This is a genomic window from Loktanella salsilacus (assembly GCF_900114485.1).
In the GTDB taxonomy this organism is placed as follows: domain Bacteria; phylum Pseudomonadota; class Alphaproteobacteria; order Rhodobacterales; family Rhodobacteraceae; genus Loktanella; species Loktanella salsilacus.
Map to the genome: position 1 here is coordinate 96,977 of NZ_FOTF01000009.1, position 11,938 is coordinate 108,914.

The 11,938-nt window shown below is 59.1% G+C and carries 10 protein-coding genes; 7 read left to right on the forward strand and 3 right to left on the reverse strand.

All coding sequences use genetic code 11. The annotated features are described in order from the left end of the window. Positions 1-131: 131 nt before the first annotated feature. The 3 genes from BM131_RS09915 to pcaQ all read right to left on the reverse strand — a co-directional run bounded on the left by BM131_RS09915 (position 132) and on the right by pcaQ (position 5,639). Complete coding sequence (locus BM131_RS09915) at positions 132-3,236, reverse strand: efflux RND transporter permease subunit (RefSeq protein ID WP_090188994.1); 3,105 nt, start codon at positions 3,234-3,236, stop codon at positions 132-134. A gap of 92 nt (positions 3,237-3,328) precedes the next feature. Further along, the gene (locus BM131_RS09920; RefSeq protein WP_090188996.1) at positions 3,329-4,483 is read right to left on the reverse strand and encodes an efflux RND transporter periplasmic adaptor subunit; all 1,155 of its coding nucleotides are present in this window, start codon (positions 4,481-4,483) and stop codon (positions 3,329-3,331) included. Positions 4,484-4,709: 226 nt separating this feature from the next. Continuing rightward, entirely contained in the window at positions 4,710-5,639 is a 930-nt protein-coding gene (pcaQ, locus tag BM131_RS09925) for a pca operon transcription factor PcaQ (protein WP_090189012.1), read from the reverse strand. A gap of 106 nt (positions 5,640-5,745) precedes the next feature. Between pcaQ and pobA the strand changes: the two genes are divergently transcribed. The 7 genes from pobA to BM131_RS09960 all read left to right on the forward strand — a co-directional run bounded on the left by pobA (position 5,746) and on the right by BM131_RS09960 (position 11,933). After that, on the forward strand, positions 5,746-6,915 hold the full coding sequence (pobA, locus tag BM131_RS09930; protein WP_090189013.1) for a 4-hydroxybenzoate 3-monooxygenase: 1,170 nt from the start codon (positions 5,746-5,748) through the stop codon (positions 6,913-6,915). Next, positions 6,915-7,307: a 4-carboxymuconolactone decarboxylase gene (gene pcaC / locus BM131_RS09935; RefSeq protein ID WP_372804620.1), complete on the forward strand. Its 393-nt coding sequence runs from the start codon at positions 6,915-6,917 to the stop codon at positions 7,305-7,307. Before pobA ends, pcaC begins: the two co-directional genes overlap by 1 nt. After that, positions 7,304-8,050, forward strand: a complete 747-nt coding sequence (gene pcaH / locus BM131_RS09940) for a protocatechuate 3,4-dioxygenase subunit beta (protein ID WP_090189015.1) — start codon at positions 7,304-7,306, stop codon at positions 8,048-8,050. Before pcaC ends, pcaH begins: the two co-directional genes overlap by 4 nt. Before the next feature lie 2 nt (positions 8,051-8,052). Beyond that, positions 8,053-8,667, forward strand: coding sequence for a protocatechuate 3,4-dioxygenase subunit alpha (gene pcaG, locus BM131_RS09945; RefSeq protein ID WP_090189017.1), 615 nt, complete (start codon positions 8,053-8,055; stop codon positions 8,665-8,667). A gap of 7 nt (positions 8,668-8,674) precedes the next feature. Then, a complete protein-coding gene (locus BM131_RS09950; RefSeq protein WP_090189018.1) occupies positions 8,675-9,514 on the forward strand; it encodes a 3-oxoadipate:acetyl-CoA acetyltransferase in 840 nt (279 codons plus the stop codon). A gap of 89 nt (positions 9,515-9,603) precedes the next feature. Then, positions 9,604-10,659 carry a 3-carboxy-cis,cis-muconate cycloisomerase gene (locus BM131_RS09955; RefSeq protein WP_090189020.1) on the forward strand — a complete coding sequence of 352 codons (1,056 nt, stop codon included), beginning with the start codon at positions 9,604-9,606 and terminating at the stop codon, positions 10,657-10,659. A gap of 425 nt (positions 10,660-11,084) precedes the next feature. Then, the gene (locus BM131_RS09960) at positions 11,085-11,933 is read left to right on the forward strand and encodes a Crp/Fnr family transcriptional regulator (RefSeq protein ID WP_090189022.1); all 849 of its coding nucleotides are present in this window, start codon (positions 11,085-11,087) and stop codon (positions 11,931-11,933) included. Positions 11,934-11,938: the final 5 nt, after the last annotated feature.

Genomic DNA, 11,938 nt, shown 5'->3' on the forward strand with positions numbered 1-11,938 from the left:
GCTAAATTATGGCTCTTCGCGGGAATAATCATTTTAAAATAAGGCGCCCATGTCCTGTTTGCGCCGCAACGCAGAAAGCCGGGCGCTGCATGTGCACCCGGCTTTCGTTAACTCAGTCACCTGATTTTAGCTTAGTCAGCGCGCCGCCCGGCACCGGTCAGCCGCGCGATCACGACAAAGAACAGCGGCACGAACAGCACGCCGATCACCGTTGCGCTGATCGTGCCGCCCAGCACGCCTGCACCAATCGCTTGGCGTCCGCCCGAACCTGCGCCCGTGCTGAGCACAAGCGGCACGACACCCAGCGAAAACGCCATTGATGTCATGATGATAGGCCGGAACCGCTGGCGCGCCGCATCAATTGCCGCCTCAACGACGGGTGATCCCGCCTCGATTTGTTCGCGGGCAAATTCGACGATCAGGATTGCGTTTTTACCCGTCAAACCAATGACTGTCAGCAGGCCCACCTGAAAGAAAACGCCGTTTTCAAACCCGCCCAGCCATGCGGCAAGCAGGGTGCCCAGCACACCAATCGGCATGGCCAACATGACCGCAAAGGGGATCGACCAGCTTTCATAAAGAGCAGCCAGCGCCAAGAACACCGCCGCCAGTGACAGCGCGTACAGCAGCGGCGCTTGATTGCCGCTTTCCTGCTCTTCCAGCGACAGACCCGTCCAAGCGGCCCCGAACCCTTCGGGCAGTTGCGCGACCAGCCGTTCAATTTCGGCAATCGCCTCCCCGGTGCTGACGCCCGGCGCAGGCGAGCCTTGGATCTGCATGGCAGAGATGCCGTTGTAACGGTTCACGCCCTGCGGGCCGAAGACCCACGACGCCTCGGCAAAGTTCGAAAACGGCACTAACCCTCCGCTGGCATTGCGCACGCGCCATTTATCAAGGTCCGACGGCGCCGCCCGCGCCTCTGCCTCGCCTTGCACATAGACGCGCTTGATCCGGCCGCGGTCGATGAAGTCGTTCACATAACGCCCTGCCCAAGCGGTCGTCAGCAAAGCGCCAACATCCGTGGCCGACACACCCATCGCGCCCGCCTTGCGCCAGTCGATATCCAGATTGAATTGCGCAGCGTCCTCTAGCCCGCTTGGCCGCGCCGAGGCGATCAGCGGGCTTTGCGCCGCCATCCCCAGCAGTTGATTACGTGCGGCTAGCAGCTCTTCGTGGGTCTGCCCGGCGCGCGCCTGTAAGAAGAAGTCAAAGCCAGAGGCATTGCCAAGTTCGATCACCGATGGTGGCACAATCGGGAACACCATGGCGTCCTGAATTTGGCTGAACGCACCAAAGGCACGCCCTGCCAGCGCTTGCACGCTTTGACCCGGCTCTGTCCGTTCTTCCCAATCCTTCAGTCGCACAAAGGCCAGCGCTTGGTTCTGCCCCTGCCCGCCAAAGCTGAAGCCGACAACGCCGAACACGGATTCAACGATGTCCGATTCCTGCTCTAGGAAATAATTCTCGGCCTGCTCTAGCACGGCCTGCGTCCGTTCTGCCGTGGCACCGGTTGGTGTCTGGATCAGCGTGAACAGGATGCCCTGATCCTCTTCCGGCAGGAACCCGCCCGGCGTGCGCAAGAATAGAAACACCGTCGCCGCGATGATCGCGATATAGACGATCCCCATCCGGAACGGACGCCGCACAATCCAGCCCACGCTGGCCGCATAGCCCGCCAGCGTTGCGCCAAATCCAGTGTTGAACCATGCAAACGGGCCGCGCGCCTTGGTATGACCCTTGGGTTTCAGCAGCGTCGCGCATAGGGCGGGCGTCAGCGTCAACGCCAGCACCACCGACAACACCATTGCCGAGATGATAGTGATGGAAAACTGCTTGTAAATCACGCCTGTTGAGCCCGGAAAGAACGCCATCGGCACGAACACAGCCGTCAAAACCACCGCGATGCCGATCAGCGCCCCGGTGATTTCGTCCATGGACTTGCGCGTCGCCTCCAGCGGGGTCGCGCCTTCTTGCTCCATGATCCGTTCGACGTTTTCGACAACGACAATCGCGTCGTCCACCAGCAAGCCAATCGCTAACACCATCGCAAGCATCGTCAGAGAGTTAATCGAGAACCCGAACATCGCCAGCACGCCAAAGGTGCCCAGCAAAACCACGGGCACGACCAGCGTCGGGATCAGCGTTGCCCGCAGATTCTGCAAGAACAGCAGCATGACAAGGAACACCAGCACGACCGCCTCAATCAGCGTCTTGACCACTTCCTCGATCGAAATCAGCACGAAAGGTGTCGTGTCGTAGGGGATCACGTATTCGACGCCCTCTGGGAAAAAGCGCGACATCTCCTCTAGTCGGCTCTCAACCGCCGTGGCGGTATCAAGCGCGTTCGCGCCCGGTGCGAGCGAGATTGCCATGCCCGTCGAATTGGACCTGTTGTAACGGGTAATCGTGGAATAATTCTCTGATCCGATCTCGACCCGGGCAACGTCATTCAGCAGCACAAGGCCGCCGTTCGTGCCCGCGCGAATGACGATCTGGCGGAAATTCTCTGGCGTGCGTAGCAAAGATTGCGCGGTGATCGTCGCGTTCAATTGCTGCCCGTCCAGCGCCGGTAGCGCGCCAAAGGAGCCAGCCGAGATTTGTGCGTTTTCCTCTGACACTGCAGCCACAACATCCGACGGCGTCAGATTGAAGGCCGCCAGCTTTGCCGGGTCCAGCCAAATGCGCATGGCATATTGCGACCCAAAGACCTGCACGCTGCCCACGCCGTCCACACGGCTGATTTCGTTGACCATATTTGACGACAAGTAATCCGACAGGTCCGTCGCGCTATAGCTGCCATCCTCTGAAATTAACGCGACAACCATCAAGAAGCCGGACGACGATTTCTGCACCGTCACACCCTGCCGCTGCACCGCCTCTGGCAACAACGCCGTCGCCTGCGCCAGCTTGTTCTGCACCTGCACCTGCGCGATATCCGGGTCTGTGCCTGTCTCGAACGTCAACGTAATGCTCGCTCCGCCAGCAGAGGAGGAGCTGGACGAGAAATAGCGTAGCCCGTCCAGACCCGTCATTTGCTGCTCGATCACCTGCGTCACCGTATTCGCCACCGTCTCGGCCGAGGCACCGGGGTACACCGCGCGGATCGCGACAGAAGGCGATGCGATCTGCGGGTACTGCGCAATCGGCAGCGACAGGATTGATAAAATCCCAAGGCCAGAGATGAACAGCGCAATGACCCAGGCAAAGATCGGGCGGTCGATAAAGAAACGGGCCATGAGAGGTCTTTCGAAAATAGATAAAGGCTGCAAAGCCGGGTGTCAGTCAGACACGCACCCCAACGAATGGGCGCGTGCCATGACTGATCGCATTATTCAGTGGGGGCAGCGTCCGCAGGTTCCGCATCGCTGGATTGCTCTGTCGGCGTGACCGTCGCACCGGGGGCGACCTTTTGCAGGCCCGCCACGATAACGCGGTCGCCCGCCACCAGACCGTCATCGACGATCCAACTAGGACCCCGATCGGTGACGACATTCACGATCTTGGACTGCACCACGTTATCCGCATCCACCGTCATGACCGTCGCTTGGCCCCGCTGGTCACGGCTGACCGCTTGCTGCGGCACCAAAAAGACATCATCCAGCGTGCTGGTCGGAATTTCGACCTGCACATACATCCCCGGCAACAACAGCTTGTCCGGATTGGCAAATTCCATCCGCAGCAGGACCACACCGGTCTGCTCGTCCACGTTCGGCTCTGCCGCTGTCAGGCTGCCGGTCTGATCAAAGATGGACCCATCGGCCAACGTCAGCGTCACTGTCGGGTCAAAGCGGTCAACCTGTCCCGCCCCTTGATCGCGTCGCCAGACCAACAGATCCGCCGCCGACTGGGTCACGTTGACATAGACCGGATCAATATTGCGGATCACAGCCAGCGGTGTCGCCTGACTAGCGGTCACCAAAGCACCGGCGCTTGTCTCTGACAGACCAATCTCGCCGGACAGGCGCGCCTTGATCGTGGTGCGATCCCGTTCGATCTGGGCCACGGTGCGCTGCGCCTCGGCCGCTTGCAAATTCGCCTCGGCGCCGGCGCGCGCGGCATCGGCGTCGTCTTTTGTCGCGGTGCTGGCGACGTTACGCGATTGCAACTCGTCTGCGCGCGCCGCCGCTTTGCGCGCCGCATCCAGCTGGGCCTGCGCCTGCGCCACCGCCGCATCAGCCTGCGCCAAAGCTGCGTCATAGCTGGCCGGATCAATGCGGTACAGCGCGTCGCCTTCGGTCACGGGCGCGCCTTCGGTAAACAAGCGCTCTGTGATGATCCCTGCCACCTGGGGCCGCACTTCTGCCATGGCAGAGGCCGCGACGCGGCCCGGCAACGTCGTCGTCAATGTCGCCTGCTGCGGCTGCAAGGTCACGACTGTGACGGCAGTAGGCGGCCTGCCTTCTTGCGCTGCGGACTGCGTTAAAATCCCCGCCCACGCCAACGCGGCAATCAGAAGGGGGGCGTAGACGGGACGCGTTAACATGACAGAAACCTTGTTATTCAAATTGCTACCGCGCCGAAAACACAAATTGCTTTAGCTATCAATCCAGCGATAGACGCGGCACGTCTGTGCATCACGATTTTGCGCAACCCCCTTGCCAATGCGGATCAGCGGCCCAGACGCGGCGGGCTAGCAAAGGGCAGAAGTCAAATCGGGGCACCATGATGCCCTCTTGCGGAATCATTACAGTGGCCGGTTCGCACTCAGATCAATGGCCGGCGCGGCCACTGTCCAAAGACTTTGCAGCATCGGATAACGCACCACGGAACAGTCCCACCAATGGTGATGGGTTCTCCTCGGACCGTGCCATAATACCGACGGCGCCTTCTGTTGGCCCCATGTCCAAATCCAACGCAACCAGCCGCCCTGCGTCCAGATCGTCCGCGACAACCCCGCGCGAGATAAACCAGACCGGCCGCAGCGCACCAAGCGTCATGGCGCGCCCCAGCGCCCCTGATACACATTCGATCCGGTCCGCAAACAACGGCACGCCGCGTGAAATCATCAGCCGCGCCATCAGCGGGCGGATCGCCGAGGCTTCCGGCGGATAGATGATCAAGTCGCCTTCCAACTGCTCTAACCGCGTCGCGCCGCGCTGGGGATGGTCGGGCGCGACGACCGCAACCACCCGCTCTGCATAAAGCGCCGTAAACGATAGCCCCCTCATCGTGGCGGCATCGCCTAGCCGGCCAACCACCAGATCAAGATCACCGGCGCGCAGGCAATCCGTCAAAAACCCGTGCGATCCTTCGACGACATGCAAGACCGTCTTGGGCGAGGCACCGCGAAATATTTCGATGGCAGCGGGCAAAACCTGCGCCGCAACGCTTGGCAAAACGCCAATTTTTACAACGTGACCGCCTGCCTCGCTATGCGATGCGATGCTGCTGATCCCCTGCCGCAGCGCTGCTGTGCTTTGTTCGGCATATTGAAGAAACACCTGTCCTTCGGGGGTCAGGCGCACGCCAGCCCGGTCGCGGGTCATCAAGGTGACGCCAAGGATGTTTTCCAGATCCCGCAGCGTTTTTGAAATCGCAGGCTGGGTCAGGTTCAACTGCTCTGCCGCGCGCTTCAACCGGTTTGCGCGGGCAATCGCGACAAAGGCTTCAAGATGGCGGAATTTGATCCTGCGATCCATTTGGTTTCCATTTAGGGCAACTAAGACGGCGATCTTATCAATTTACTTTCCATTTTCATAAGCCAGAATGAAGAGGCGGGGAAGTTTCAATCAAAAAAGGCGTGATATGCGAACTCAGGTTGCGATCATCGGGGGCGGACCGTCCGGGCTTTTGCTAGCTCAACTTTTGCAGCGCCGCGGCATCGACAGCATCGTATTGGAACGCAAAACCAAAGACTACGTGCTGGCCCGCATCCGCGCCGGCGTGTTAGAGCAGGGCCTTGTTGGCCTGCTAGAAGAGGCCGGTTGCGCTGACCGGCTCCACGCCGAAGGGTTCAGCCACGATGGCACCTTGATCGCCTATGGCGACGAGATGTTTCGCATTGATTTCAAGGAACACACCGGCACGCCGGTGATCGTCTACGGCCAGACAGAAGTGACCCGCGATCTTTACGAGGCGCGCGAAAAGGCGGGTGGGCCCATCGCATTCAACGTCGAGGACGTGGTGATCCACGGGGCCGACACCGACACGCCGCATGTGACCTACACGGTGGACGGAACCACACAGCGGGTCGATTGCGATTTTATCGCGGGATGCGATGGCTTTCACGGGATCAGCCGCAAAACCATTCCAGCGGACCTGCGCCGCGAATACGAAAAGGTCTATCCCTTCGGCTGGCTTGGCATCCTTAGTGAAACGCCGCCCGTCAGCCACGAGCTGATCTATTCAAACACACCGCGCGGCTTTGCGCTCGCCTCGATGCGCAACGAAAACCTGTGCCGATATTACATTCAGTGCTCTGTTGATGACAGCATTGAGGACTGGTCGGACGACGCCTTTTGGGACGAGTTCAAAAAACGCCTGCCTGCGGATATGGCGGCCAAGCTTGTCACTGGACCAAGCATCGAAAAGTCCATCGCGCCGCTGCGGTCGTTCGTCACCGAACCGATGCGCTGGGGGCGGCTGTTCCTGTGCGGCGACGCAGCCCATATCGTGCCGCCCACGGGCGCCAAGGGCCTGAACACCGCCGCCTCTGATGTGCACTATCTTTATAACGGGCTGCGCGAATTTTACGAAACAGGCAGCGCTGACGGGATCGACGCCTATTCTGCCAACGCCCTGTCGCGGGTCTGGAAGGCCGAACGGTTCAGCTGGTGGTTCTCATCCCTGATGCACCGCTACCCGGATCAATCCGACTTTGATCAAAGAATGCAAATTGCCGAGCTGGAGTTTCTGCGCAGCAACAAGGCCGCGCAAAAGGCGATGGCCGAAAACTACGTGGGCCTGCCCTACTGATGGAGAGCGATGTGACCAACAGATATGACGCCGGCATGCAGACCCGCCGACAGGTTTTAGGTGATGCGCATGTGGACAGGGCCGAGGCGACAAAGGTTGCCTTTGACGCGCCCTTTCAAACGATGATCACCGAAGGCGCGTGGGGCACGTTGTGGTCGGACGATACGATTACCCGCCGCGAACGGTCTATGCTGACGCTGGCAATACTGGCCGCAACTGGGAATTTTGACGAAATTCCAATGCACATCCGCGCCACGCAAAACACCGGGGCCGCGCCGCAGGATGTGTTGCAAGCTTTTATGCATGTCGCGGTCTATGCAGGCGTGCCAGCGGCGAACCATGCCATCAAACTTGCCAAACAGACCTATGCCGAATTGGGAGTAGAAATATGAGCCCAGCCAAAACCACACCCCCATCAGGCGGTTTCATCCCGCGGGACCGCGACTGGCAGCCGGATGCCCTGACCCCCGGCTACAAAACCAGCATCAAACGCAGCCCGCAGGCGGCCTTGCTGTCGTTTCCGTCGTCCTTGTCAGAAGAGACCTCTCCGGTTTTTGGACACGGATTGCTGGGGGCTTTGGACAGCGACCTGATCCACAACTACGCCCAGCCCGGTGAAAGCGCGATCGGGCCGCGGATTATTGTCTATGGCCGTGTGCTGGATGAAATGGGGCGCGGTGTGCCCGGTGCCTTGCTGGAGTTTTGGCAGGCCAATGCGGGCGGGCGGTATCGGCACAAAAAGGAAAGCTATCTGGCCGCCCTTGATCCGAATTTCGGCGGCTGCGGTCGCACGATTACGGCCGAGGATGGATCATATGAGTTTCGCACGATCCAGCCCGGCCCCTACCCGTGGCCGAACGGCATGAATGACTGGCGCCCCGCACATATCCACTTTTCAGTTTTTGGCCATGGCTTTGCCCAGCGTCTGATCACCCAGATGTATTTCGAAGGCGATCCGCACATCCCGCTGTGCCCGATTGTCGGCATCCTGAAATCCCAAGACGCCGTCGATGCCCTGACAGCCGTGCTGGACATGCACCGCACAGTGCCGATGGACAGCCGCGCGTACAAGTTTGACATTGTGCTACGTGGGCGGCGTCAGACCTACTTCGAAAACCGCGAGGACGGGATGTAATCATGGTGCAAAAGCTAGACTATTTGCGCGAAAGCCCCAGTCAAACCGCTGGCCCCTATGTCCACATTGGTTGCACGCCAAATTTTACCGGCATTGATCTCTATGGCGGCGATCTTGGGGCCGTCATGAAGACCGGTCCGGTGCAAGGCAAAGAGATCGTGATCAGAGGCATCGTTTTTGATGGCACCGGAACGCCGCTGCGCGATGCGATGATTGAAATCTGGCAGCCTGACGCCGCCGGCCTGTTTGCTTCTGCGAACGAAACGCGCGGTGCGGCGGACCCAAACTTTACCGGATGGGGCCGTTCGCCCAGCGATATGACGACCGGTGAATTCAGTTTTGATACCGTCAAACCCGGCGCTGTTCCTTGGCCCGACGGCCGGATGCAAGCGCCGCATATCACCGCTTGGATCGTCGCGCGCGGCATCAACATCGGCCTGCACACACGCATCTATTTCGAGGATGAGGCAGAGGCCAACGCCGCCGATCCGATCCTGAGCAGGATCGAACATCAGAACCGCATCCAAACACTGCTTGCCAAACGTGAAGGCGACGGCGTCTATCGCTTTGATATCCATCTGCAAGGTCCGACCGAGACCATCTTTTTTGACATCTGAGGGCCCTATGACCACTCCCTGCATTATCTGCGTCGCCATAACCGGATCGGTTCCAACCCAAAAGGACAACCCAGCGGTACCGATCACCATCGCTGAACAAATCGAAAGCACCCAAGACGCCTTTGAGGCGGGCGCCTCGATCGCCCACTGCCACGTGCGCGGCGACGACGGCAAACCAACGGCAGATCCGGACCGCTACGCGCAGCTGAAAGAGGGGCTGGAAAAACACTGCCCCGGCATGATTATTCAGCTGTCCACGGGCGGGCGGTCAGGTGCGGGCAAGGACCGTGGCGGCATGCTGTCGTTGGCGCCTGACATGGCCTCGCTCTCGGTCGGGTCGAACAACTTTCCGACCCGCGTCTACGACACGCCCCCCGATCTGGTGGATTGGCTGGCGTCAGAGATGTTAAAGTATGATGTGAAGCCCGAAGTCGAAGCCTTTGATCTGTCACATATTTTCAAAGCGAAAGAGATGGCCAGCAAAGGCCAGATCGCGGGCACGCCTTATGTGCAGTTTGTCATGGGCGTCAAGAATGCGATGCCCGTCGATCGCGACGTGTTCGACTATTACATTCACACGGTGCACCGTCTGTTTGGTCCAGATGCGCCCTGGTGCGCGGCGGGGATCGGCGCTAATCAAATCGTGCTAAACGAATGGGCGATTTCATCCGGCGGCCACGCGCGCACTGGACTAGAGGATAACGTCAGACTTGACCGTGATACGCTTGCGCCGTCCAATGCCGCATTGGTCAAACGCGCGGTCGCGCTGTGCGAGACATACGAGCGCCCCGTCGCGACATGGCAACAGGCCCGCGACATCCTTGGCCTGTGCAAAACGGCCATGTGAAAGATGCCGTTTTAACTGCTGCCATCTGTCGTCACCCGCTCAACCGAGTGGCACTGCGCCAGCCACCCAACGATGCATGAGGCCCTAAATTGACCAGCCCCTTCGATCACCCGTGGCTTGGCGGCCTGTTCGGCGACCAAGAGGCCGCTGACATCTGGGCCCCGCAGCGCACCATCGCCCATATGCTCGCGTTCGAGGCAGCGTACACTTGGGCCCTTGGCAAGGTCGGCAAGATTGACGAAACCTTAGCAGATCAAGTCGCGCAGCAGATCGCGGCGTTCAAGCCCGACATTGCGGACCTGCGGGATGGCGCCGCAAGAGACGGCGTCGTCGTCCCCGCTTTGGTCACCCAGTTGGAAACTGTGATAAAGCCAAACACCGACAGCATTCATACCGGCACGACGTCCCAAGATGTTATCGACACGGCGCTGGCCCTGACACTGCGCGACTTCAGCGACTTGCTTGACGTCCGCCTTGCCGCATTGACCAGCGCGTTTGACGTCTTGGCGGATCGGTTTGGGGATCGCCCCATGATGGGGCGAACGCGGATGCAGGCGGCGCTACCGATTAAGGTGTCTGATCGGCTGGTGACGTGGTCACAACCGCTCGCGGCGCACCGCAAACGCCTAGCTTCCTTGCGGCCAGAGGTCGCGCGCCTGCAGCTTGGCGGCGCCGCGGGCGACCGCGCCGCATTGGCACCAAACGCGGCACAGATTTCACGCGAAATGGCCGCGGAGCTTGGCCTGCAAAACCCGCCGACAGCGTGGCATTCCATGCGCGCCGACATTGCGGATTATGCCAACCTTTTATCACTGATCAGCGGCGCGTTGGGCAAATTCGGGCAGGATATTTGCCTGATGGCACAGCAGGGCGTTGACGAAGTGACCCTGAAAAGCGGCGGCGGATCATCCGCAATGCCGCACAAACAAAACCCGATACTGGCCGAACTGCTGGTGACACTGGCACGCTTCAACGCCACGCAGGTGTCAGGCATGCACCACGCGCTGATCCACGAACAAGAACGCTCTGGCGCGGCCTGGGCATTAGAGTGGATGATCCTGCCGCAAATGGCCCAAGCCACAGCGCGAAGCTTATCGGCAGCAACGCAGCTTTGTGAAAAAATCACTTCGATCGGCAAGCAGTAGGCTTCGTTGTCGTGCAATTCTGCCGCGCACGCGGGCCGACTTTGCCAAAGCCGGCACAGTGGCAATGAGGCGTGTTCGTGCCTGCATCAATCCATTGAGTTTACTTTGGAACGGGCAGTCGCGGGAAGGCCACCGTCGCGGTCGTCGGCACGTTTCAGCTGTCGCTCGCAGCATCAACCGTGGATCCAAAAACCTATTCATTTGCGCCACGTTTTCAACGACGCAAACTTACAAAGTCACGTTGGACCGATAAACAAATCCGCACATTTTAAACATAACAGGACGCGGCTTTGTGGAATACGAACCATCGCCTAGGCCGCAGCCCGCCCAGCATGAATGATCGGTGGCAGATTATGATACATCTCGACCGCGCATGCGTTGCACAAAAATACGGCTGACATATACTTTTGGACAGAACTCGAAATATGGATTGGCAGCCGACGAAACATTATGCTACGTCAACACAATTATTACGTGAGTATTTAACTTTTCACATTCGTCGCCTTCTTACGAAGGCATACTGCTCAGCCACCGAATTTTCAGGAGCGAGCCTAAATATGAGTTTCGATAGAACGCCGCTTATGCGCCGGCTTGGCGGAGCCGTTCCTGAAGAGGAATTGGAGCTGTTTGATTCGCTGGGGCGTATTGGAAAAAAATACGCAATCGGTCACGACCTTGGCGAAGAATGCCGGGCCGATGAATCGATCATGATCCTGCAACATGGCTGGACCATGACCTATAAAATACTACGCGGCGGTGATCGACAGGTCATCGACGTCAACTTGCCCGGCGACGTACTCGGCATGCGGCAAATCCTGTTCAATTACGATGACTACCGCATTGAACCCATTACCGAGGTATTTGCGCAAAAACTGCCCGCTGATATTATTCTGCGTTCTTTGGGGAAATCGCCTGAAATTGCGGCGCAGGTTATGTGGGCGATGATGTCAGACTCTGCCTTTTCGCCGGAACGTTTGGTCAGCATGGGCCGCCGCGAGGCCCCGAAAAGGGTCGCGCATTTTTTGCTAGAACTTGGGGCCCGACTGGATCGGGTGCATTTATCTAATAAGAATGGGTATTTATGCCCGCTTTCGCAGACAGACCTAGGTGATATCTTGGGCATGAGTGCGGTCCACGTGAACCGTGTTCTGCGCGATTTAAGAGAGCGGGACCTGCTAACTTTTCGTATTGGAAAAGTGAAATTCCATGACCGGGAAGAGCTTAATCGATATGCCGAATTCGAGCCATCCTATATGGAGCGCCGTTTGCATTAAACGGT